General features: G+C 36.4%; 22 protein-coding genes and 1 riboswitch. Of the genes, 14 read left to right on the top strand and 8 right to left on the bottom strand.

Annotation, left to right across the window (positions count from 1 at the left end):
* The first annotated feature begins 239 nt into the window (after positions 1 to 239).
* Both H9632_RS18775 and H9632_RS03775 read left to right on the top strand, forming a co-directional pair.
* On the top strand, positions 240 to 380 hold the full coding sequence (locus H9632_RS18775; RefSeq protein ID WP_225223666.1) for a hypothetical protein: 141 nt from the start codon (positions 240 to 242) through the stop codon (positions 378 to 380).
* Between the two features lie 283 nt (positions 381 to 663).
* The gene (locus H9632_RS03775; RefSeq protein WP_191702779.1) at positions 664 to 1,200 is read left to right on the top strand and encodes a hypothetical protein; all 537 of its coding nucleotides are present in this window, start codon (positions 664 to 666) and stop codon (positions 1,198 to 1,200) included.
* Between the two features lie 400 nt (positions 1,201 to 1,600).
* Here the strand turns inward: H9632_RS03775 and H9632_RS03770 are convergent, their stop codons facing one another.
* Positions 1,601 to 2,230, bottom strand: a complete 630-nt coding sequence (locus H9632_RS03770) for a hypothetical protein (RefSeq protein ID WP_014823221.1) — start codon at positions 2,228 to 2,230, stop codon at positions 1,601 to 1,603.
* Between the two features lie 197 nt (positions 2,231 to 2,427).
* On the opposite strand from H9632_RS03770, the gene H9632_RS03765 reads away from it, so the two are divergent.
* Positions 2,428 to 3,618, top strand: coding sequence for a M14 family zinc carboxypeptidase (locus H9632_RS03765; protein ID WP_191702778.1), 1,191 nt, complete (start codon positions 2,428 to 2,430; stop codon positions 3,616 to 3,618).
* Positions 3,619 to 3,657: 39 nt separating this feature from the next.
* Here H9632_RS03765 and H9632_RS03760 read toward each other — a convergent pair whose 3' ends face one another.
* Positions 3,658 to 3,939, bottom strand: a complete 282-nt coding sequence (locus tag H9632_RS03760; RefSeq protein WP_191702777.1) for a hypothetical protein — start codon at positions 3,937 to 3,939, stop codon at positions 3,658 to 3,660.
* Positions 3,940 to 4,121: 182 nt separating this feature from the next.
* On the opposite strand from H9632_RS03760, the gene H9632_RS03755 reads away from it, so the two are divergent.
* Positions 4,122 to 4,274 carry a YpzG family protein gene (locus tag H9632_RS03755; protein ID WP_191700418.1) on the top strand — a complete coding sequence of 51 codons (153 nt, stop codon included), beginning with the start codon at positions 4,122 to 4,124 and terminating at the stop codon, positions 4,272 to 4,274.
* Between the two features lie 71 nt (positions 4,275 to 4,345).
* Here the strand turns inward: H9632_RS03755 and H9632_RS03750 are convergent, their stop codons facing one another.
* A complete protein-coding gene (locus H9632_RS03750; protein WP_191702927.1) occupies positions 4,346 to 4,534 on the bottom strand; it encodes a hypothetical protein in 189 nt (62 codons plus the stop codon).
* Between the two features lie 126 nt (positions 4,535 to 4,660).
* Here H9632_RS03750 and H9632_RS03745 point away from each other — a divergent pair, with 126 nt between their 5' ends.
* Positions 4,661 to 4,864 (top strand): hypothetical protein, encoded by a 204-nt coding sequence (locus tag H9632_RS03745; protein ID WP_191702776.1) that lies wholly within the window; start codon positions 4,661 to 4,663, stop codon positions 4,862 to 4,864.
* 84 nt (positions 4,865 to 4,948) lie between these two features.
* Here the strand turns inward: H9632_RS03745 and H9632_RS03740 are convergent, their stop codons facing one another.
* A complete protein-coding gene (locus H9632_RS03740) occupies positions 4,949 to 5,389 on the bottom strand; it encodes a cell wall hydrolase (protein WP_191702775.1) in 441 nt (146 codons plus the stop codon).
* A 170-nt stretch (positions 5,390 to 5,559) separates the two neighbouring features.
* Here H9632_RS03740 and H9632_RS03735 point away from each other — a divergent pair, with 170 nt between their 5' ends.
* The 5 genes from H9632_RS03735 (at position 5,560) to H9632_RS03715 (ending at position 12,935) form a co-directional block, all read left to right on the top strand.
* Positions 5,560 to 6,849, top strand: a complete 1,290-nt coding sequence (locus H9632_RS03735) for a LysM peptidoglycan-binding domain-containing protein (protein ID WP_191702924.1) — start codon at positions 5,560 to 5,562, stop codon at positions 6,847 to 6,849.
* Positions 6,850 to 7,018: 169 nt separating this feature from the next.
* A riboswitch (TPP riboswitch) is annotated at positions 7,019 to 7,117 on the top strand.
* Positions 7,118 to 7,205: 88 nt separating this feature from the next.
* The gene (gene thiD / locus H9632_RS03730) at positions 7,206 to 8,018 is read left to right on the top strand and encodes a bifunctional hydroxymethylpyrimidine kinase/phosphomethylpyrimidine kinase (RefSeq protein ID WP_191702774.1); all 813 of its coding nucleotides are present in this window, start codon (positions 7,206 to 7,208) and stop codon (positions 8,016 to 8,018) included.
* 178 nt (positions 8,019 to 8,196) lie between these two features.
* Positions 8,197 to 10,560: a bifunctional 2',3'-cyclic-nucleotide 2'-phosphodiesterase/3'-nucleotidase gene (locus H9632_RS03725; RefSeq protein WP_191702773.1), complete on the top strand. Its 2,364-nt coding sequence runs from the start codon at positions 8,197 to 8,199 to the stop codon at positions 10,558 to 10,560.
* Between the two features lie 263 nt (positions 10,561 to 10,823).
* Positions 10,824 to 11,804 carry a CAP domain-containing protein gene (locus tag H9632_RS18770; RefSeq protein ID WP_225223665.1) on the top strand — a complete coding sequence of 327 codons (981 nt, stop codon included), beginning with the start codon at positions 10,824 to 10,826 and terminating at the stop codon, positions 11,802 to 11,804.
* 219 nt (positions 11,805 to 12,023) lie between these two features.
* Entirely contained in the window at positions 12,024 to 12,935 is a 912-nt protein-coding gene (locus H9632_RS03715) for a glycine betaine ABC transporter substrate-binding protein (protein WP_191702772.1), read from the top strand.
* A 77-nt stretch (positions 12,936 to 13,012) separates the two neighbouring features.
* Here the strand turns inward: H9632_RS03715 and H9632_RS03710 are convergent, their stop codons facing one another.
* Positions 13,013 to 13,912, bottom strand: coding sequence for a MerR family transcriptional regulator (locus tag H9632_RS03710; protein ID WP_191702771.1), 900 nt, complete (start codon positions 13,910 to 13,912; stop codon positions 13,013 to 13,015).
* 191 nt (positions 13,913 to 14,103) lie between these two features.
* Between H9632_RS03710 and H9632_RS03705 the strand changes: the two genes are divergently transcribed.
* Complete coding sequence (locus H9632_RS03705) at positions 14,104 to 15,411, top strand: globin-coupled sensor protein (RefSeq protein ID WP_191702770.1); 1,308 nt, start codon at positions 14,104 to 14,106, stop codon at positions 15,409 to 15,411.
* Between the two features lie 90 nt (positions 15,412 to 15,501).
* Here the strand turns inward: H9632_RS03705 and H9632_RS03700 are convergent, their stop codons facing one another.
* Entirely contained in the window at positions 15,502 to 16,179 is a 678-nt protein-coding gene (locus H9632_RS03700; protein ID WP_191702923.1) for a TraR/DksA C4-type zinc finger protein, read from the bottom strand.
* 132 nt (positions 16,180 to 16,311) lie between these two features.
* On the opposite strand from H9632_RS03700, the gene H9632_RS03695 reads away from it, so the two are divergent.
* Complete coding sequence (locus H9632_RS03695) at positions 16,312 to 17,976, top strand: ribonuclease J (protein ID WP_191702769.1); 1,665 nt, start codon at positions 16,312 to 16,314, stop codon at positions 17,974 to 17,976.
* Between the two features lie 275 nt (positions 17,977 to 18,251).
* On the opposite strand, the gene H9632_RS03690 is transcribed toward H9632_RS03695, so the two are convergent.
* Together H9632_RS03690 and H9632_RS03685 are read right to left on the bottom strand one after the other, a co-directional pair.
* Entirely contained in the window at positions 18,252 to 18,806 is a 555-nt protein-coding gene (locus H9632_RS03690; RefSeq protein ID WP_191702768.1) for an integrase, read from the bottom strand.
* A gap of 290 nt (positions 18,807 to 19,096) precedes the next feature.
* Complete coding sequence (locus H9632_RS03685) at positions 19,097 to 19,348, bottom strand: KGG domain-containing protein (protein WP_191702767.1); 252 nt, start codon at positions 19,346 to 19,348, stop codon at positions 19,097 to 19,099.
* A 423-nt stretch (positions 19,349 to 19,771) separates the two neighbouring features.
* Between H9632_RS03685 and H9632_RS03680 the strand changes: the two genes are divergently transcribed.
* Positions 19,772 to 21,568, top strand: a complete 1,797-nt coding sequence (locus H9632_RS03680; protein WP_191702766.1) for a carbon starvation CstA family protein — start codon at positions 19,772 to 19,774, stop codon at positions 21,566 to 21,568.
* Positions 21,569 to 21,709: 141 nt separating this feature from the next.
* Positions 21,710 to 22,459: a carotenoid biosynthesis protein gene (locus H9632_RS03675; RefSeq protein WP_191702765.1), complete on the top strand. Its 750-nt coding sequence runs from the start codon at positions 21,710 to 21,712 to the stop codon at positions 22,457 to 22,459.
* The last annotated feature ends 54 nt before the right edge of the window (positions 22,460 to 22,513 follow it).

The raw sequence follows: 22,513 nt of genomic DNA, 5'->3' as shown, positions 1-22,513 counted from the left end.
GCCTTTCAAGGTTGTTTACTTTAGTTTAACTTAGTAAGACAAAAAGAAATTAATTTTTTTGGGGATGAAAAACCTTAATCAGGTGCTCGTACTTAGTCGAGTTTTCTTTTCCCTTTTGTATTAGAATCTCATGTAAGTTAGCTGACATATGCAGATGAAGTAACAGATTTAAAGTTGTATTATCAGAAGATGGAGGCAGGTTATCAGCTTATCCAATAAAATAGAAAGGCGAGATTATTATGAATGTTATAGAAGGATTTTTGCAGGCAGAAATTAATACACAGGAATTATATGAAGATATAATGTCTTTTATAACTTCATATCATATCAGATGTGGAGAATTTGAAGGAAATGAATATATAATAAAAAAAATGGATTAAACAAATTTTATTTTATTTCCAGAATATATAGATGCAGATGGTGAAAGAGAAATACACGGAGCAATATCAGTTTATAGAAACAATTTAATCAAAGAGATTAATACCTGTGCTCAGGTTAAAGGAATACAAGTAATTGATGTGAATTAGTAGTTTCTTTCTTAAGGTAATAAGGATGAATAAGTTTGATGATAATATATTAATCGAGGGAATTTTAGTAATTTCTAAGTAATGATTACAGTTCGAAAACGTAGAGTAAGAAAATAATAAAACGGAGTTGAAACATATGTTATTAGTACCTAAAGCACTTGAGAATATTATTGTAGGTGTATTAATTAATAATCATTTCAAATGGTATGTTTCCACAAAAGATATTTGGTTTTTAGATAGAAAAAAACTAGAAGAGGCATATAAAAAGAAATTTAAAGAAATGGGAATTGCATATACTGGTCCTTTTATCGAAGAAGATGATGAAAGGAAAGGCATAGATATATTAGATGAGGATTCATATGCAGAATTTGCGCCAAGAATTGCAAAGTATGCTGTTTCAACAAAAGAATTAAGAGAAAGACTTAAGTTAAATTTACTTACTGAAACGAAAGAGGACACTTTTTATAGTTTTATGCCTTCGTTATATATAAATTTCGATAAAAGAGAACTGTACTCCCTTTATTCAGAACCAGCTTCCTACGAGGATTTTGTACCTGGAAATTGGAAAGGACGCTACGAAGATTTTTTATCATACATAGATAGAGCAGAAAAGTACTGGTACGATGAAAATGAGATTGTTCTATTAAATCTTGAGGGAGGCAGTTGCAAATGACTGCTTCTTTTTTTGTTCTCCATAATTATTTCGACGGAAAACTGCGCACGCACCGGTAAAAGGGTAAGTAAAACAAAAACCGAATTCGCCAAGAAAGCGAATTCGGCATTTTATTTTGCACAACAATAGCTGCCTGGTGGAGCCACAGACGGTCATGAATCGGCATACCTAAACCATGACCCAGGATTTGGATGAGCTTTATCATTTGAACATTGAGCTTTAAAAGTTAAGAGCTTTGACATTTGATATTTCAGCTTTGACCTTTAAGCTTTGAACTTTTCTATTAAGGTTCAAATATTAATTGTAGGTTGAGTGACTGTTTGGTTGTTTCAACTCGCACACAGTCAAAGCACGAGCGCCGATCCGTTTACTGTTTTCGCTACGCTATGCAAATTATTAGTTAGATCTCAATAAATGTTGTGGCATTTGATTCTGATAATACAGCGTCTACTTCTGACTCAAATTCCTCGATTTTCGCTGCAAGCTCGTCAATGGTTTTCTTTACTTGCATCGGGTCGATCAGTTCGTATTCATTGCGCTTCATAAAAGTATCGGTGTGAAGCTTCACTTCGTCTGAGGATGATTGCTTTTCCTTGCTGCCTAAAATATTAATCAGGTAATTTTCAAGCTTTTCAGGAAGGGCCTCATTCGCAGCTGTTACTTCATCGATTGCTTCAAAATATTGGCGGCGTAGATGATTCAGTAAATCCTTCTCATATGCAATTGATTGTTTGCGTTCAATTGCTTCAGCCACTGTCATTTCATTTGCTCCAATTTTAACGATTGTTTTAGCATTTGATTCGACAACGAGTGCTTTTAGTTTATTGCGGTATTGAATAAGGCTTGTGACTTTGTCATACGAACCTTGCATTTCTTTTTTGTATTCATCAATTGACATGCCTTCAATTTTTTCGTTGCTTTTTCGGTTTGCTCGAGCCAGCACTACGCGGTACGTAGCCGATTGGATCCGTTCACCAAGCATTTTTAACTCAGATAGTGCACGATGCAGCGATATTCTTTTCGTCTCCATGATGAACCTCCATACAATAAAAATTTAGTAGATTCTACTATAACATAATGCTGCTCTCAATTTCAGCTATATAGGGGAAAATTAGGGAATACAGAAAGTGATTGAAGATAATAAATCAGTTTTCTCGAACCGTGTTAATAATCAATCCCCACATTCATATACTTTTCTATTGATCATTTTATTGAGGGAGGAGCTTAGTGGAGATTTTTGTTAGGCCGGGTGATTCCTTTTGGTATTATAGCCAAGTTTTTAATCTTCCTTATCAGGTAATTATTGATTCAAATCGTAATTTGAATGCACAGGAGCTAATCCCGAACCAACCTGTCCAAATTCCAGGCTATGTAACAAGTCCATACACGGTTCAACGTGGAGATACGGTTTGGTCGATTGCACAAAGAATAAATTTGCCGATGGATGCGATTTTCCTTCTCAATTCAGGTATCAGTCCATATGCACTTCAAGTCGGTACCCAATTACTATTACCTGTTCGTATAACATGGCGAGTTGTAAATGGGAAACAAAATTATGATTACAGCATGATGGTACAGGATATTCGTACATTGCAGGCAATCTATCCATTCCTAGTAAATGAGTCGATTGGAAATTCTGTATTAAATAAAGAAATACCGGGACTCACGATTGGAAAAGGGCAGAAACGTGTTCATTATAATGCTTCCTTCCATGCCAATGAATGGATTACAACAGCGATTGTCATGACGTTTCTTAATGATTACCTATTGTCGCTTACGAATAATGGTTCAATACGAGGGCTTTATACATTGCCATTGTATAATCAAACGAGTTTAAATATTGTTCCTATGGTAAATCCAGACGGAGTGGATTTAGTGCTGAACGGACCACCGGAAAATGAAACCATCCGGAATAATTTAATTGAGTGGAATAAGGGCAGTACAGATTTTTCCGATTGGAAAGCAAATATTAATGGGGTCGACCTGAACGACCAGTTTCCTGCTGAATGGGAACTGGAAAGAGAAAGAAATCCGAAAACACCGGGTCCGCGAGATTATGGTGGGGAAAGTCCGCTATCTGAGCCGGAGTCCATTGCAATGGCGGAGCTAACGGTTGAACGGGACTTTGCTCGTGTATTGGCTTTTCATACACAAGGCCAAGTTATTTTTTGGGGGTTCATGGGGTTGGAGCCTCCTGAAACAGAACAGCTTGTTAATGAGTTTGCCAGAGTTAGTGGGTATAAGCCGGTGCAAACAATTGAAAGCTATGCCGGTTATAAAGACTGGTTTATTCAAGATTGGCGTCGCCCAGGTTTCACCGTTGAATTAGGTCTTGGAACGAATCCTTTGCCAATTAGCCAGTTTGATGAAATATATGAAGAGGCATTGGGGATTTTTTTAAGTGCACTTTATATGTAAATGAACTCCCCCGTTACGAACATGCAACGGGGGATACTTTTATGAATTTAAGTTTTCATCAATTTCTAGGATGTTTTGCTTTAGTTCATCCAGTTTGGCTTTATTTTGCTCAACAATATCCATATGTTCCTGTTTTTGTTCTGCATTAGAGAGTGCGTTTTCGGTACGTTCCAATGAATTGAATGCATGTTCTACTGCAAATTCTTCCGGGTGAGACATTGCCTGTTTTACTGCTCGCTCTGTTCTTTCAACTGAGTTGGATAGTAAACTAATCGGGTGATTTTGCTTCCAGCTAGGTGTGCCTGAACTTTTTTTAGCCACTGTTCCTCATCCTTTCCGTCTTCGGGACTGTTTTCACTGTTAGTATTGATCCTGACGAGTAATCCATCCGTCAAAAAAATTGCCAGTAAATGAATCCAAAAAGTACTTTACTTTAAGAATAAATGAAGTAATTCGTACCATACTAAATTGGATTTCACTTTAAACATAGGGAGGCGGAACGAATGAGCAAAAAGGGTGCATTAGATCCAAAATCTCAAAAAATCCACCAGAACTGGACAAGAAATAAGCATCAGAAATCTCAGGTTAATGGTCAAACAGAGGTTACTCTGCAAAACCAAATATTGAGAATTAATGCGAAAGCTAAACAGTTTTAACCTTTGTTAAGAAGTAAATCAGGCCTTCACCAACAGTAATATTCTGTTGTGAAGGCCCTTTTACTTATTACTTAAAATTTCTTTGCAGCGTTACTTTTACCCTTTTCTACAAGGCGATGTAGTTCATTTAATTCATTTGCGATTTCTTCTCTCATTTTGTTTGGAGCAATTTTTTCATTCTTAGGTGTTTGAGGTAACGACCTCTTATTAGTTCCTTTACTTGTGCTGTCGTCTCGGCCCATTTCGTATTCTCCTTTCAATTGGATTCCTTCTTAATATGGCATTAGATAATTTTTTTATCACAAAAAGTAAGGAAGTAAATGAAGATGGAAAAGGCATAAAACCCCCAATACTGAGCACATTAAATCAGTAGGAGGTGGATGAATATGAGCAAAAACAACAAAAAGACGTTGAACGAAAGAACACATAACCCTTATGCTACTTATAAAGAATTGCATCATAATAAGACAAGTCATGATCGAAATCCAGAAGATAATGTAGCTGAATTTGCAGAAGAATTTGATGCTAAACTCAAAAATAAAAATAACAAAACAAATCACGATAAAAACCAGCAGTCCAACAAAAAATAAGTATAATTATCACTTTCTTTTCAAAATAAAAAAAGAGCCTTATTTATTTTAAAAGGCTCTCTAATGATTTAGCGATAGGAAAATCTATCCTATATATACACTTTCACATGTTCCGGCTACAGGTTCATAGAAGCAATGTTGTTTAAATTGCCCTGTAAATGGTTGCCCATACCATGTCGGAGGACATTCACCAGACGGATTAAAATACCACAGGGCATATTTTGCAGGATGTTCTCTCCAATAATCTAAAGCTTGTCGCGCCAATCTTTGTTCAGTAGGTCGTGCTCGCTGATAAAACATATTCCCTTTTTGAACAGCTTCAAATGAATAGTTATTTCCTTGTACTTGATAAATGACTTGTTCAATTGTCCTTACATCATTAAAGTCTAAGCAAGAAGCCACTGCACGATTGACAATGACATTCCCAACATATAACATCCCCTGTTTTCCTTCACCTTCAGCCTCAGCTCGCATCATTCTTGCCATCAAATCGACATCTGCGTCTCGATATTTTACTCTTGGCATTTTTTCACCTCACATTTATAGTATGAAAAAGTTTGCTAGGATGCGCATATCTTAATTAGTTTTGTATAAAAATTATTTCAAAAAGTACTCTTATTCATTTATGACTTTTTCTCTCGCATTAATAGAGCATTAAGTTCATAAATTAGTATATAGAAAAAGGAGGACCGACAATTCAAATTCATGTTGTACAGCCAGGAGAATCGCTATGGGGAATTGCGCAAGCTTATGGAACGACGATACAGAATATTGTGGATGCCAATCAAATTCCCGAGCCTAATCGCTTAGTTGTAGGGCAAGCGCTTGTGATTCCAGTAAATGGTCAATATTATATTGTTCAACCGGGGGATAGCTTATGGTCAATAGGACAACGTTTTAATGTGAATTATTTGACACTTGCACAAGTAAATGGTTTATCGCCAAATGCATTATTAATGATTGGAACGCGTTTATATATTCCTCCCGCTGCGAAAACATCTGCTGAAATTTTCGCTTATGTTGAACCAAGAGGCGATGAAGTAAGTGAACTACTAGTAAATCAAGTGCGTGAAACGAGTCCCTATTTAACGTATTTAGCCCTATTCAGCTATGAAGCTGGACGGGATGGTTCATTAAAGGCGCCAGTAATTGCACCATTACCTAGTTTGGCGGCAGAAAATAATGCAAGTATTGCAATGGCGATAACGAATCTAGAAGATTATCAGTTCAGTAGTGAGCTAGCACGTGACATTTTTCAAAGTAAAGCAGTACAAAACTTACTTTTTGACAATATTATTGCAGAAGCAAAAAGAATTGGGAATGTGTCGGATATCCATTTTGATTTTGAGAGAATACCAGGTGATCAAAGGGAAGCCTATAATAATTTCTTGAGAAGTGCGGTAGAGCGTATGCATGCTGAAGGTTATACAGTTTCCACGGCACTGGCACCAAAATCGAGTGCGAATCAGCCAGGGGAATGGACGGTAGGTCATGATTATAGAGCTCATGGGGAAATAGTAGATTTTGTTATGCTAATGACATATGAGTGGGGGTATTCTGCAGGACCACCTCTGGCTGTCTCCCCGCTCCCTCAAGTTGAACAAGTAGTTCAATATGCTTTAACGGAAATTCCGGCAAATAAAATTTTACTTGGGCAAAATTTGTATGGGTATGATTGGACGTTACCTTTTGTGCAAGGGGGGGAATATGCAGAAGCATTAAGTCCACAGCGTGCAATTGAAATAGCCAAACGTTATAATGCTGCCATTCAATATGACTATACGGCACAGGCACCGTACTTTAACTATTATGATGAGCAAGGACGTTCACATATTGTATGGTTTGAAGATGCACGTTCCATCCAGGCAAAATTTAATTTAGTAAAAAGACTGAATTTACGGGGTGTCGGTTATTGGAAACTTGGTTTACCTTTCCCCCAAAACTGGCAACTTATCGGTTCAAACTTTAATGTCGTTAAGAAATAAAATAGGATTAAATAAAAACTCAGATGAAATGGTATATAGCTCATCTGAGTTTTTATAAGTGATGTGGCAATTTACAATCGTACTTTGCATTAGAAAGTATATTATGAATCTAAAATTTTACCATTTACTTGCCATGTAAATTTTATTCTGATACACTCGACGTAATTAAATGCATTTGCAGGGGGACACATTTGTGTTGAGAAGGTTAAAACCTGACCCTTAGAACCTGACCGTTAATACGGACGTAGGGAGCAAAGTACAATTATACATATGTACTTACTAAGACCCCGCGTATTTTACGTGGGGTCTTTCTTTTGCAGTGACACTTAATAATATTTTTATTAGGAGTGGTAAAAATGATTGCATGTACTATAGCAGGATCCGATAGTGGGGGCGGGGCTGGCATTCAAGCTGATTTAAAAACCTTTCAAGAGCTTCGAGTTTTCGGCACATCAGTGATTACAGCTTTAACGGCTCAAAACACAAAAGGGGTGCATGGAATCTATCCTGCTACTGCTGATTTTGTAAAGGATCAATTAAATGCAGTACTCGATGATTTTGATTTAAAAGCTGTTAAAACAGGTATGCTGTTTAATGCAGAAATCGTAGAAACAATTGTCTCGGTATTGGAATCTAAAGAAATACCACTTATTTTAGATCCAGTAATGATTGCAAAAGGCGGGGCTAGCTTATTGAAAGAGCAAGCAACAATAGCTTTAAAGGAAAAACTACTTCCGGTTGCAACGGTTTGTACACCGAATATACCCGAAGCAGAAGTATTGACCGGGCTTACGATCAAAACCGAAGAGGAAATTAAATTTGCAGGGGAATATTTATTAAATTTAGGTATGCAATGTGTAGTGATAAAAGGTGGTCATTTAGCGGGTAAGCATGCGATTGATACGGTGTTTATTCGAGGGGAAAAGCCTTTTAAAATGAAAACAGAAAGACTGAAAACAATTCATACACATGGAACAGGATGTACATTTTCAGCAGCAATTACCGCAGAAATTGCGAAAGGGAAACCATTAAAAATAGCGATCATTGAAGCAAAAAAGTTTGTTCAATTAGCGATTCGTTACCCACTGAATATTGGTCATGGATTTGGCCCTACAAACCATTTTGCCTACCAGGAGCACCGCGGAATTTGCGACGTGCAAGTAATTTAATTAATTTATTGAGTAAATTGTACCCGTTTCTTGAAGTGAATAACTTGTGGCATTTTTTTAACTCTCAAAAAGTACTACTTACCTCGATATAGTAATGTATCAATTTGCTCTTTTCTACTATTCTGGCAATTTAGTATGATGGACTTGTTGAACAATTTAGATAATAGGAGTGAAATAAATGTGGAAAAAACTTTCTGCTTCTGCCCTTACATTAACACTTTTAACTAGTGGAATGGCTGGAGTATCAGCGGCATCTACTTCCAACAATGAAGAAATGACACGTGGAGATTTTGTGAAGGCAGTCATTGATGCATTAGGGGTAGAAGTAGGTTCTGGACAATCCGTTCAATTCAAGGACGTACCCGATTCACTGAAGCCATATATTGAAAAGGCTGTGGAACTAAAGTTAATTAAAGGTAAAACACCGACGCAGTTTGCACCAAATGAAAAATTGACACGCACACATGCCTTCCTTATTGCAGCTAGGGGTATACCGGATGAAAAACAATATTCCGAAAATGTATTAAATCAATTTAAAGATGCGAATAAAATTGGATCTGGGAATCGTCAAGAGATGGCAAAGGCAGTAGAGTTAGGCTTATTAACAGGCTATGAAGACGGGACGATCAAACCGAATGAGTTTGTCACGAAAGTCCAAATGCAAAAGATTCTGCAGCGGTTTTTGGCGGAATATAACCCAGTTGAAGCAAATACGACCGTGGCATTGCGCATTTTAGGTACGACGGATATTCATACTAATATTATGAATTATGATTATTACAAAGATGCGCCAACGAATAGTTTAGGCTTGGCAAAAACTGCGTTGCTCATCGAAAAAGCTCGTGAGGAAAACCCGAATACAGTATTATTTGATAATGGAGATGCCATTCAAGGAACGCCTCTTGGCTCTTACATTCAATCCGTGAAAAAATTAAAAGAAGGAGAAGTCCATCCTTCTATTGCATCAATGATTGCGTTGGATTATGATGCTGCGACTTATGGCAATCATGAATTTAATTACGGCTTGGAATTTATTGATGAAGTAACAGATGATGCACCATTCCCGTATGTCAATGCGAATGTACGCAATGCTTTGACAAAAGAATTAATGTATGAGCCGTATGTCATGATTGAAAAAGAAGTAATTGATTCAACAGGAAATAGTACGATGATTAAAATTGGTGTAACAGGCATTGTGCCTCCACAAATTTTAAAATGGGATAAAGCAAATTTAGAAGGAAAAGTAACAGTAGATGATTCTGTAGAAGCGGTAAAAATAATCGTTCCACAGATGAAGAAAGCTGGCGCGGATGTAGTAGTTGTACTGTCGCACTCAGGTATGGGTGATGCAACACATGAAATCGGCGAGGAAGATGTATCCTATCTATTAACAAAAATCAGCGATGTAGATGCGGTCATAACAGGACATGCCCATGAAGTATTCCCTGGAAAAGTAGATAGCACTTTAACGAATGTGGATATTGATAATGGAACAATGAACGGTGTACCTATCGTAATGGCAGGTAAATTTGGTAGCCATCTAGGAGTAATCGATTTAGAGCTTGAGAAAAAAGCTGATTCTTGGGATGTGATTTCAGGAACAGGTGCCGTGCGTGAAATTGCAAAAGATAATGAAAATGTAAGCAGTACAGTTGTGGAAAGCGTAAAAGAAGCCCATGAAGGTACAATTGATTATGTGCGTCAGGCTGTAGGAACAACGACAGCAAATATTCATAGTTATTTCTCACAAGTGCAGGATGATCCTTCCATTCAAATCGTGACAAATGCCCAAGCGATTTATGTAAAGGATAAAATTAAAGGAACACCATTTGAAAGTCTACCAGTATTATCAGCAGGTGCGCCATTTAAAGCAGGAACGAGAAGTGATCCAGAGTACTACACATTCGTACCAAAAGGTGAGTTGGCAATTAAGAATGTTGCAGACCTATATTTATATGACAATACATTAGCTATGTTAAAAGTAACAGGTGCGGATGTGAAAGAATGGCTTGAAATGTCTGCTGGTCAATTCCACCAAATCGATATAAATAAAGAAGATGAACAACAACTAATTAATTCTGACTACAGATCATATAACTATGATGTCATTGATGGAGTCACTTATGAAATTGATGTGACACAACCAGCCAAATATGATGCTAGTGGAAATATAGTAAATGAAAAGGCTTCCCGCATTGTAAATTTACAATATGATGGAAAGCCGATCGATTTATCACAGGAGTTCATTGTAGCGACGAATAACTATCGTGCAAATGGAACATTCCCAGGTGTACGAAACGCGACTGCAGTTGAAGTTTATCCAGATGAAAACCGTCAAGCAATCATCGACTATATTTTAGCTGAAAAAACAATTGATCCAAGTGCAGATGGTAACTGGAAATTTGCTGCGTTTCCAGAAAACGTGAAAGTGGTATTTGAATCGTCGAAAAAAGCAGTCGATGTGTTAGATGAAAATAGTAAAATTCATTATATTGGTGAAGGTACAGATGGTTTTGGTAAATATGGATTAAAAACTAACTAAAAATTTTAAAAGCAGAAGTTCCTCACCCAAAGAGAAACTTCTGCTTTTTTGTTTATGGGTGTATAGAAACGGAGAATTAGGATTTTGTCAACACCATATTGAATGAAATTTTCGGAGTTAGTGGTAACTATTGGTCAACTTTTATTTCACAAAATACCATTTTAATAGCATTCATAATTCGCAATGGGTATCGTACCAAATTATAGGTGAAAAATTTTAATAAAAAGTATTTTACGATAGGGGTACGAAAGGAGGCGTACAAAATGAAAAAAAGCTTTATCACATTTTGTGCATTTGCACTTTTAGCTACTCAAGCTCCAGCAGCTAACGCAGCATCAACAACTGGAGAAGAGGTGACACCACAATATAAATCTACTCAAAATTTTGAATATAAAAAGATAGCATCTAATAAATATTTTATTAATGGGAGCTCGGTGTCTAACTTTATTGAAATTAAAAATGATAATTTTAAAGATGGAAAAATTTCTATTAAAATTAAAAAAGTTAAAAAGTCTGTTTCCAATAAAAATGAAAAAGGTACTGTTGAAGAGGTGCCAGCTAAACAACTAAAAGCACCAGTGAAGGAAGCAACACCAGAACAACCAAAAGCACCAGTGAAGGAAGCAACACCAGAACAACCAAAAGCACCAGTGAAGGAAGCAACACCAGAACAACAAAAAGTACCAGTGAAGGAAGCAACACCAGAACAACCAAAAGCACCAGCAAAGGAAGCAACATCAGAACAGCCAAAAGCGCCAGTGAAGGAAGTAGCACCAGAACAACCAAAAGCAACTGAAACAACACAAACGTCGACTCAGTCACCTGCAAAACAACCAACAAACACAGTAGCATCTAATTCATCGGACATTGATGCTATTGAAGCAGCGGTTGTAGAATTAACAAATGCAGAGCGAGTTAAAGCAGGTTTACAACCATTTAAAACACATGCCCCATTAATGGCTGCAGCCCGTGAAAAATCACAAGATATGAAAGATAAAAATTATTTCTCTCATACAAGCCCAACTTACGGTAGTCCATTTGATCGTTTGAAAGCACTAGGCATTAGCTATAAGGCAGCTGGTGAGAATATCGCCAAAGGTCAACGTACAGCACAGGAAGTTGTTACAGCTTGGATGAATTCTGAAGGTCACCGTGCAAATATTTTAAATGCAAACTTTACACATATCGGTGTTGGGTATGTGAAGGACGGTAATATTTGGACGCAACAATTCATTAAACAATAATAGTTATTTAAAGAAGCATCTCCATGACTGAGCAAATCAATCATGGAGATGCTTCTTTTTTGTTCAATATACTGCTTATTCATATAGATAACAGCGCTCTGCCAAAAAAATAAGTCTGTATAGAGTACTCGTTTGACATTAGTAACAACCTCTTGTTAAAATTGGGTTGTTGCTTTTGAAGGAGCAGACGAAATTATATTTTTGGAGTTGATATTTAAGATGAAAAAATTTAAAACCTTTGGGATGACTTTAGGGGTTTCTTCAGCACTTCTTTTGGCTGCGTGCGGAGATGATACTAGCGGTAGCAGTAGTGAAAACGGAGATAACAATAACCTTAGTGAACAAGTAGACTATACGATAGTCGGAGTTGAACCCGGCGCTGGATTGACAGGTCTATCACAAGATGTATTAGATGAATATGAAAATCTGGAAGGATGGACATTGCAGGAAAGTTCAACTGCAGGAATGCTTGGAACTTTAGAACAGGCAATTCGTAATGAAGAGCCAGTCATTGTGACAGGCTGGACACCGCACTGGAAATTCTCGGCTTATGATTTAAAAATCCTTGAAGATCCTAAAGGTGTTTTAGGTGGATCAGAAAATATTCAAACACTTGCAAGAAAAGGGTTGGAAGAAGACTTACCAGATGTGTATACAGTAATGGATCGCTTCTATTGGGAGCCGGAAGATATGGAACAAGTGATGTATGATGCACAAAATAGTGGTGATTTTGATGCAGCTGCAGCTCTTTGGATTGAGAACAACGAAGAAAAAGTAAATGAATGGACAAAAGATATCGCCCAGGCTGATGGTGAGAAGGTTAAAGTCATTTCAACTCCTTGGGATTCTGAATTTGCATCAAGTAGTGTAGTCAAACTTGTCCTTGAAGGATTAGGTTATAATGTTGAAGTTACACCCGTTGATCCTGCAATTATGTTCCAAGCAATTGCAACAGGTGAAGGGGATGTTACTGTAGCACCATGGTTACCATCAACTCACAATGCATTCTATGAGAAACATAAAGATGAGATTGTTGATTTAGGTGAAAACTTGGAGGGTACACAAAATGGATTCGTTGTACCTTCTTATGTAGACATTGATTCAATTGAAGATTTAAGTCCGAAAGAGTAAGAATTTAATAACCTTAAAATATGTACAGCCTGTTATTGCAAAAATAACAGGCTGTATTTTTTTATTTGTAATAAAGTTTATTTTTCTCCCTTCAGTATTTCTTCGATATTCGTAGCGACCGCTATCGAAATAGTCGTATTACTTTTTAAATACTCAAGTGAACCTGCTCCGCCTATATAGAACCGGATTGAAGGATGATTTGCTGCAAATTCATCTAACCTCTGTAAAACATCCGGATGAAGCTCAAACGGTATTGTAGTAATTGCAGAGAGGAGAACGACTTTCGGTTGTAATTGTGTCACTAGAGATTCTATTGTACCCATTGCAGGAGAGCTTCCGACAAGAAAGGAGCGCCAACCATTTATCATTGCCTGTAGCATTAAAATATGAAGAGGCACTTCATGGTATTCTCCAGGCAAGCATGCACACATTAGAAGTGGTGCATCCTCATGGCAATAATAATTTCTTCTTATTTGTACTAAATAATCCCGTATAACCATTGTGGAAACCGATTCCTGATGCTCTGTCCACTCTTGGTTCTCCCATCGATTACCGACCTCTTTTAGAAATGGGATAACAACAATGGACAGAAATTTTTCCAAGCCTAATATATGTGTAGCTTGCTGGAGAATTCGATTTAATTCCAACTCATTGCACGTCTGTCCATAATGCAATAAGTATTTTGTATAGTCATTCATTTCTTCTTCCGTATTAACGGGCAAAGTATCACTATTTAGCTGTTGCTGACGAATTATTAATACCGCCTGTTTAATGGAATAGCCTTGCAATGAAAGGTTGCGCACTTTTAAAATTTGCTGAAGGTCGTCTTCAGAATAGACACGGTGCCCGTTCTCCAAACGTTTTGGCTGCACTAATTGGTAACGCTCTTCCCATTTTCGTATAACTTGTTTAGATAGCTGTGTAATTTCAGAAACTTGCGTTATGTTATACTGCCAACTCGAAGAATGTGAAACCATTATGTATCCTCCTTTCTTAATTAATTATTAAAATCTAAACTATTCCATAAAATACTGATATAAATATTATTATACTATAAACTTAAAAACTTTATACAACCTTTGTATAGTTTTGGTGCTTTTATTAAATCAATTGACAATAATAACACTTTAATGTTATACAAAGATTATACAAAAAAGAGGTGGATATAATGGGGAATTGGTGGAAGCAAAAATCGGACAACGGTAAAGCCGATCAACTAGCGCATTTGCAAAATTTTGAGCCGATTATGAAATTTACGAGTAGACCTGAATTAGAGCAGCAAATGAAATTGATAGGTATTCAGGAAGAGAATTTACGGCAAATCAAGTCATACCAGCCTTATATAGCAGAAGGCGTTTCTACTATAACTGATGTATTCTATGAAAGTGTCCTGGCGATATCATCCTTGAGGGAAATTATAGAGGAACGGACAAAAATCGAACGCTTAAAGAAATTGCTAGATGTCTATATTGTTTCAATGTTCGATGGGATATTTAATGATGAGACAATTGAAGCTAAAAGAAAACTGGCAAGTATGCATTTTAAAATCGGCTTAGACCCGAAATGGTATATGGGGACATTTCAAAAATTGCAGGAAGTAATGATTACATTGATTTGCAAAGATATAAAAGATCTTGCTCTAAGGGAACAGATAAATTTAAATGTTTCCAAGCTAATCAATTTAGAAATGCAAATAGTTTTAGAAGAATATGAAAAGGAAAATATTAAACTTCGAAGTGAACAATATAATATTGTAAAGCAGGAATTAAAGGGCAATCTTTCTTCGATTATTCAAAACCTTGCAGATTTAACGGAAGAAACAAACAAATCAATTGAACAAGTTAACAATCATACATCGCAAATTAGTCAGACAATCGAGTCAAATGTAGAGATTGTGCTACACATTCATGAAGACGCAATGGTTGGAAAAGAAAATGTAACTCAACTTGAGAAAGAGATGCTGGAGATTAAAAATAGTACTATGGAAATGAGTCGATTAATCGGCCAATTAAAAGTATCCTCAGAGCAAATTATTAATATTGTATCGTTAGTAAGAAATATTGCAGATCAGACAAATTTGCTTGCATTAAATGCCTCGATTGAAGCAGCTAGGGCTGGAGAACATGGGAAAGGGTTTGCGGTTGTGGCTCAGGAGGTTCGCAAATTAGCGGAGCAATCTAAAAATTCAGTGGAAAATATAACCGATTTAATCCAAACATCCACATCTCTAACAACAACGGCGGTTAATATGATTGAAGGTGTACAATTAAGGGTCGATTCAGGATTGGATGTTTCGGTTAATACTCAAACAAAATTTCATCAGATTTTGAAAGCGATTGATCAAAATGAAAGGCAAATTAAACAAGTATCATCTGATATTATGGACTTAAGTGGCGTCATTAGTAATATTGGACATGAAACTAGGGACGTAGCAAGTACCGCAGACCAGTTATATAAAATGACTACACATTTATAATATTTTTATATTTTTGTCTAAAGATTAAGGCTGTGTTAATCGTCAATTTGACTTTTAACACAGCCTTTCTCCATAACTAAGTATTACTTGTTAATCCAAATAGTCATATTTGCTTGCTTCATCCGCGTACTTTTGCGAAATTTGCCCATTTAGCTGATCTTCTTTGGAGACATGCAAGAATTCCAATGCCGAATACATTTCCTCACCATCTTTATCCTTATATAAATCATTGTAATGGTCATAATCTCCTTCGAAATCGGCAGGTGTATCCGAATTTCCGTATTGAGCAACGATTTGGAACGAATCTTCATTATCTTGCAGTTCATCATGATCTTCTCTATCTGAAAATGAATTGTCTACAGCAGGATGAAGCAGTTCTTCTTCGATTGGACGATCGGTTGGTACTGATTTTGCTTCACTATGATCAATGCAAAATGTTGTATACGGTATTGCGCGAAGGCGATCATAAGGAATTTCTGCATGGCATGTTGCACAAACTCCATATGTACCATGCTCCATTCTTTCAAAAGCAGCATTTACCTGTACCAATAGATCATCACTATGGACTTTTAGCGCCATATCCTTTTCGCGATCGTATAACTCAGTTGCTAAATCTGCCGGATGATTATCTACTGTTGATAATTCATCTGTTGAATCACGTAAGCTTGCGCGGGCAAGTAGTTCATTTTCATTTTCATCACCGATTAATTCTGATTTTTGTTCGATCAGCTGTTTTTTTAATTTCGCAAGTTGTTTTTCTGTTAGCATCATTATCAATCCTTTCTTAGTTAGTATGAACGAAATGACGCAAAATATTTCATGACTTCAATCTCTGTTCTCGTATAGTTCATACCGTATAGGCAATACTATTTTTTATGATGCGAACAGGAGGAATAAAAGTTGCTAAATACCGATAATAAACTTTCCATTTTCGCTTTAGGTGGTATAAATGAAATCGGAAAAAATATGTATGTCATTGAATATGGAGAAGAGCTAGTAATTATTGACTGTGGTGCAAAATTTGCAGACCAAAGTTTATTGGGAGTTGATTTGATTATTCCCGATTTAAGTTATTTAGAGGAAAATAGACATAAAATAAAAGCTTTAGTTGTGACGCACGGGCATGAAGATCATATTGGCGGCATTCCCTTTATGCTAAAGAAGTTAAATATGCCTATTTATGCTTCACGATTTACTCTTGGATTAATCGAATTAAAATTAAAGGAACATAAACTTTTACGCGATACTGTTTTAAATGAGATTAATGCTGAATCTCGTATTGATTTTGAACATTTGTCTGTAACATTCTTTAAAACAAGCCATAGTATTCCTGATTGTTTAGGTATTGTATTTGATACTCCAGAAGGGAAAATAGTCCATACTGGAGATTTTAAATTTGATTTTACTCCCGTAAACGATCAAGTTTCGGATATTCATAAGATGGCAGCAATCGGTACAGAAGGGGTGTTAGCGCTAATATCCGAAAGTACAAATGCTGAGCGACCAGGGTTTACCCCTTCTGAACAAATTATTGCCAGCCATTTAGAAGAAGAATTTCAAAGAGCGACAGGCAAAGTATTTATTTCTACATTTGCTTCCAATGTAAATAGAATTCAACAGATTGTAGAAGCAGCAAAAAAGACGAACCGAAAACTTGTACTGCTTGGTCGGAGTATGGTAAACGTTACTTCTGTAGCAATGCGACTTGGTTATTTAGATATCCCAGGCTGGATGTTAGTTGAACCACGGGATATGAGAGAACTTCCTCCAGAGAGGATAGTTGTATTATGTACAGGTAGCCAAGGAGAGCCACTAGCAGCATTATCCCGTCTTTCAACGGGTCGAAATCGTGATGTGAAAGTTGTACAGGGAGATACGGTGATTTTTGCTGCTTCGCCAATACCGGGAAATGAAAAGGACGTTTCTAAAATTGTTGATAATTTATTTCAGCTTGGTGCAAAAGTTGTATATGGAAATTCCAGTGTAACCGGAATGCATGTATCTGGTCATGGCTATCAGGAAGATTTAAAAATGATGCTGACACTTATGAAACCGAAGTATTTTATCCCTATTCATGGAGAATATCGCATGCTTCATATCCACCGATTACTTGCAGAAGCAGTTGGTGTTAATTACAACAATACCTTTATTCTTAAAAATGGAGAAATTGTCGATATTAAAAATGCTGAAGCTAGGCAAACTCGTGCCATTACTGCAGGAGATACGTATGTAGATGGTGTTGGCAGCGATGAAGTGGGGGAGATTGTACTACGCGATCGCAAGCAGCTATCAGAGGAAGGCATGCTCGTAATTGTTGTAACCATCAGTCAATATGATGGTTCGATTATTTCGGGACCAGATAGTATTTCACGAGGTTTTGTTTACGCAAAAGAATCCGAGGCATTAATAAATGATATAAATGAGATTTCAAAAGCGGCAGTAATGAACTTTAAGGAATCTAATCCTTTTGCTATGAAAAAAGCGATTAAGAAAGCTGTAGATCAATATATATTTACATTGAAAATGAGAAAACCAATGATTTTACCTATTGTTATTGAAATCTAAATGCAACGAAAAAAGAGCCTGGGACATAAGTAGTAATTTGTTTGTATAGGGGAAATATCCTTATTAAGAAACTGATACTATATGAATTGATTGGAGTGAAGGGGCGACTCCTGGGGGAACAGCACGACGCCTGAGACTACAGGCTCAGGCCGTGCCCCCGGAAAGCGTCCCCGGAACGGAAATCAATTTTGGCAGAAGCAGAAAAACATCCATTTATACATTGGAAAAATGGATGTTTTTCGTTTTGTCCAGGCTCTTTTAAATTTTCTAAATTATTATGCCGGTAGAAGTTCTGCTTCATCTTGAATTTTCTTAAATAGGGCTAAATCTTCTCTGTAATTATTCAAGTATGAGGACAAACTGTGATTTTTTATTTTTTCAAACGTATCGGTATTTACTAATTGTAACTTATTATTAAGGATTTTTGCATTAACCCATGCTGTCTCTTCGAAGGCAATATTCATTATATGTTCTTCAATAATCATACTTAAAAGGCTAGGTGTATTATAGATTTCATTTAAAGAATTTTCATTTCTCATTTCAAAAAAATCAATTGTTCTTGGCAGGGAAGCCTGTAATGCCGGTCTGTCAATAGCATGTCCCAACTCGTGGAGTGTTAATGCATTTATATATATTTCTAAAGGTATAATATTAGAGAATTCTGCGGCAGCTTCTACTAAACGATTAGCATCGAAACTAACGATATGCGTAATGAAGTTATAACTCATATTTACACCTGTATAATCTTGCTTTAGTTCAATATTCATGCCGGTAGCTAGAATAGCAGAATGAATAATTTCTTTAAGATATTGATTTGTATATTGTTGCATGAATATTGTCATTTCCCTCTCTATATTAAATAAGTTATATTAAAATATTTGTTTTTATAAATGAACATAAAGTAATATATAATTTTTTTTGAATAATTTCAAATTGTTTGTTTACAATTTTATGTAATATGCTATTTCTTTGAAGTGAAAAATAGTCTTGAAGCTTGTTATGGTGCTTATTTATGCATAAAAAAGATGCCTGCCGTGTTTTATACAACGGCAAGCATCTTTTTATTAAATACGCGTATTTTACTGTTCATTTTTATTTGATTTCATTCATGTTGATTGTCTTAATTGTTATTATTGTTGCTGTTATTTCTACGGCTAGCCTCTCCGCCTTTGCGGCCAGCTTCTTCACGGCTCATTTTGCCGCCATTGTTATTGCCATTGTTGTTTCCATTACTTGCTTCTCCGCCTTTACGGCCGATTTCTTGATAAAATTCTTGGTTGTGGTTATTGGATGTAGCTTCTCCGCCTTTACGACCGGCTTCTTGAACTGTCATTTTCCCATTGTTGTTCTGGTTACGATTGTTATTAGCCATTTCTAACATCCTCCTAGAATATTTTTTAAGCCTATTGCTAAGCTTATTAGTTTAATTCCCACCCTTACATTTATTAAACATTAATTATATTTCAAATATATTACAAGTAAATGATTGATTTTTATTATATATCTTAATTGAACATGGTGTGAACCCTTAGAGTGCCTGGTTACAGTGCCATGTTAGATAAGAATTTATCATCGAATTATAACAGCCAAAAAAAAAAAAATTAATTCTTCTTCTATTTAAAAAAATATTTAATATCTTTTTATTAAATGGAAAATGTATTCAATTTTGTAACTTTGTACGTTAAAATAACTATTACACAAAATTTTCTGTTAATTTTTAATTTTTGTAGTACAACAGAGGATTTTTTTGATATTGTTATATTACAACAAAATAGAATTTAGGAGGAAAAGAGAAGTGAATGCAATTACACTAGTTATAGGGGCTATTTGTATTTTAGTAATAGCTTATCGATTTTATGGTATTTTCTTTACAAAAAAAGTATTAAAAATTAATGAAGACAAGCCAACACCTGCTCATGAAAAAAATGACGGACAAGACTATGTACCGACAAATAAATGGGTAGCATTCGGGCATCATTTTGCGGCTATTGCAGCTGCAGGTCCATTAGTAGGACCAATTTTAGCTGCACAATTCGGTTATTTGCCAGGTTATCTTTGGCTATTAATCGGTGCCGTTATTGGAGGAGCAGTCCATGACGCAGTCGTACTATTTGCATCGATGACAAAAGGCGGAAAATCATTGTCTGAAGTTATGCGTGAAGAGTTAGGACCAGTGGCGGGCTTTTGTACAGGTCTTGCAATGCTTTTCATAATCACCATTACAATGGCAGGGTTATCAATGGTAATTTTAGGTGCATTAGCAGAAAATCCTTGGGGAACATTTGCTGTTGCAGCGACAATTCCTATTGCTATGCTGATGGGGTTAATTAATAAGTTCACGGGTAACTTGAAGCTCTCTACTATTTTAGGGGTCGTCTTGCTCGTAGCGGCTGTCTTCTACGGTCCATCGATTCAAGGAACTTGGCTCGGTGAGGTATTAACATTAGATCGTGAAACACTATCAATTTTATTACCAATTTATGCATTCTTTGCGGCAGCCTTACCAATATGGTTCTTATTAGCGCCACGTGATTATTTAAGTAGCTTTATGAAGATAGGTGTATTTATTGCCTTGATTATCGGGGTATTTATTATTAATCCTACAATTCAGTTTCCAGCAATTATCCCTGACTTTTTAGGTGGCGGAGGACCAATCGTTGCGGGTCCTGTTTGGCCTTTCGTTTCAATTACAATTGCCTGTGGTGCGATTTCCGGTTTCCATGCTTTTGTCGGTTCAGGAACAACACCGAAAATGCTAGATCGCTGGGAAGATATTCGTGTTGTAGGTTTTGGGGCAATGCTCGTAGAATGTGTCGTTGGGGTTATGGCTCTAATAGCAGCAACGGTTTTACATCCTGGAGATTATTTTGCAATTAACTCAACACCTGAAAAATTTGCGACATTAGGAATGTCTGTAGTGGATTTACCTGCATTATCTGAAGCAATTGGGATGGATTTAGAAGGACGTACAGGGGGCGCGGTAACGCTTGCTGTCGGTATGGCATCAATATTTGCCGGGGTGGAATGGTTCAGTCATTTAACGGCATATTTCTATCAATTCGTGATTATGTTTGAAGCGGTATTTATATTAACAGCAATCGATGCAGGTACACGTACTGCTCGTTACTTAATTCAAGATTTCTTAGGAAATGTGTATAAGCCATTAAAGAAAACCGATTGGCTGCCCGGTGCAATCGGTGCGAGCGCCCTGGCCTGTATCATGTGGGGCTACTTACTGAATTCCGGGGATATTGCATCCGTCTGGGCATTATTCGGCGTATCCAACCAATTAATGGCGTCGATCGGTTTAGTATGTGGTGTAACTTTCGTACTGAAGGTTGCAGATAAACGCATTTACGTATTAACATGCTTTATTCCATTAGTATATTTATATATTACAGTAAACGTAGCAGGATTCTGGATGGTGAAAAATGTCTACTGGAACAGCATGGCTGGTGGATACAATATTTTAAATGGAATTTTATCCATCATCATGTTAACGCTAGGTTTAATTATTGTCATAACATCATTTATTAAATGGCGTGAACTATGGGCACATCCGCGCTTTACAGAACAGGCAACAGCAAATTAAATGTAAGATCTATACACCGAAATGGAACCTAACATCCATTTCGGTTTTTATTTGAAACGAAATCGCATTTGTTTACGGGTTACATGAGAAGTGAATATAATGGAAAAAAGGAAATAATAGTTTAATAAGGGAGTGAATAAAATGCGTATTGCAGATTACATATTTTACTTTTTTCTTTTTTGGTACATATGCGGAGTAGTACTTGTTGGCTTTGATTTGTTGCCCAGTTGGCTGGAATGGTCGAATAGTATATTTATTATTACATCCGGAATATTAGGAGGAATTTATTTCCTCATTCATTTCCGCTTTAAATTGGGCTTCTTAATATTTGTTGGAATATTTGTGTCTACATTCATCATTGAATACTATGGATCATCTAGTCAATTTTTGTTTGGTGATTATACGTATTCAAATTATTTTGCACCGAATGTTATGGGGGTTCCAGTTGCAATCGGTTTCGCATGGGTAATGGTTATTGCGACAGGTCATGCTATTATCATGAAGTTTGGAGTGCAAAATATAATTTTAAGAGCACTACTCGGTGGTGTTTTGGCGCTTACGATGGATTTAATATTAGATCCAGTAGCCTATAAAGCAAAACAATATTGGATATGGCACGAGCCGGGAATATACTATGACATTCCGTGGACGAACTTTTTTGGCTGGTTTATTGTCGCTTTTTGCATTCATATAATTCTATCATTCATTTCTGTTTCACAAGTGAATAAAGTTTGGCAGGATCGACTCGTTCTTTTGTATATCCTGATTATTATCATGTTTGCTTTAATTGGGTTAATGAATGGAATATATTTGGCCAGTACAATAGTTGTGACAGCACTTCTCTTTTTAATATTCTCACTTCGAAAAGAGGGGCAATATGCGAGTAGCTAAAAAGAATAAAGTTGCTATGAGAATGTTTCGGTTCGTCCAACAGAAATTGATGAA

The organism is Solibacillus merdavium, from assembly GCF_014836935.1.
In the GTDB taxonomy this organism is placed as follows: domain Bacteria; phylum Bacillota; class Bacilli; order Bacillales_A; family Planococcaceae; genus Solibacillus; species Solibacillus ferritrahens.
Note: the sequence above shows the minus strand (reverse complement) of the source record. Positions and strands in the feature narration are given on the sequence as shown.

Bases quoted from the DNA above. Each gene is read 5' to 3' on its own strand.
- H9632_RS18775 (WP_225223666.1), top strand. From the start codon at position 240: ATGAATGTTATAGAAGGATTTTTGCAGGCAGAAATTAATACACAGGAA.
- H9632_RS03775 (WP_191702779.1), top strand. From the start codon at position 664: ATGTTATTAGTACCTAAAGCACTTGAGAATATTATTGTAGGTGTATTA.
- H9632_RS03770 (WP_014823221.1), bottom strand. From the start codon at position 2,230: ATGGAGACGAAAAGAATATCGCTGCATCGTGCACTATCTGAGTTAAAA.
- H9632_RS03755 (WP_191700418.1), top strand. From the start codon at position 4,122: ATGAGCAAAAAGGGTGCATTAGATCCAAAATCTCAAAAAATCCACCAG.
- H9632_RS03745 (WP_191702776.1), top strand. From the start codon at position 4,661: ATGAGCAAAAACAACAAAAAGACGTTGAACGAAAGAACACATAACCCT.
- H9632_RS03740 (WP_191702775.1), bottom strand. From the start codon at position 5,389: ATGCCAAGAGTAAAATATCGAGACGCAGATGTCGATTTGATGGCAAGA.
- thiD (WP_191702774.1), top strand. From the start codon at position 7,206: ATGATTGCATGTACTATAGCAGGATCCGATAGTGGGGGCGGGGCTGGC.
- H9632_RS03725 (WP_191702773.1), top strand. From the start codon at position 8,197: ATGTGGAAAAAACTTTCTGCTTCTGCCCTTACATTAACACTTTTAACT.
- H9632_RS18770 (WP_225223665.1), top strand. From the start codon at position 10,824: ATGAAAAAAAGCTTTATCACATTTTGTGCATTTGCACTTTTAGCTACT.
- H9632_RS03715 (WP_191702772.1), top strand. From the start codon at position 12,024: ATGAAAAAATTTAAAACCTTTGGGATGACTTTAGGGGTTTCTTCAGCA.
- H9632_RS03710 (WP_191702771.1), bottom strand. From the start codon at position 13,912: ATGGTTTCACATTCTTCGAGTTGGCAGTATAACATAACGCAAGTTTCT.
- H9632_RS03705 (WP_191702770.1), top strand. From the start codon at position 14,104: ATGGGGAATTGGTGGAAGCAAAAATCGGACAACGGTAAAGCCGATCAA.
- H9632_RS03700 (WP_191702923.1), bottom strand. From the start codon at position 16,179: ATGCTAACAGAAAAACAACTTGCGAAATTAAAAAAACAGCTGATCGAA.
- H9632_RS03690 (WP_191702768.1), bottom strand. From the start codon at position 18,806: ATGCAACAATATACAAATCAATATCTTAAAGAAATTATTCATTCTGCT.
- H9632_RS03685 (WP_191702767.1), bottom strand. From the start codon at position 19,348: ATGGCTAATAACAATCGTAACCAGAACAACAATGGGAAAATGACAGTT.
- H9632_RS03675 (WP_191702765.1), top strand. From the start codon at position 21,710: ATGCGTATTGCAGATTACATATTTTACTTTTTTCTTTTTTGGTACATA.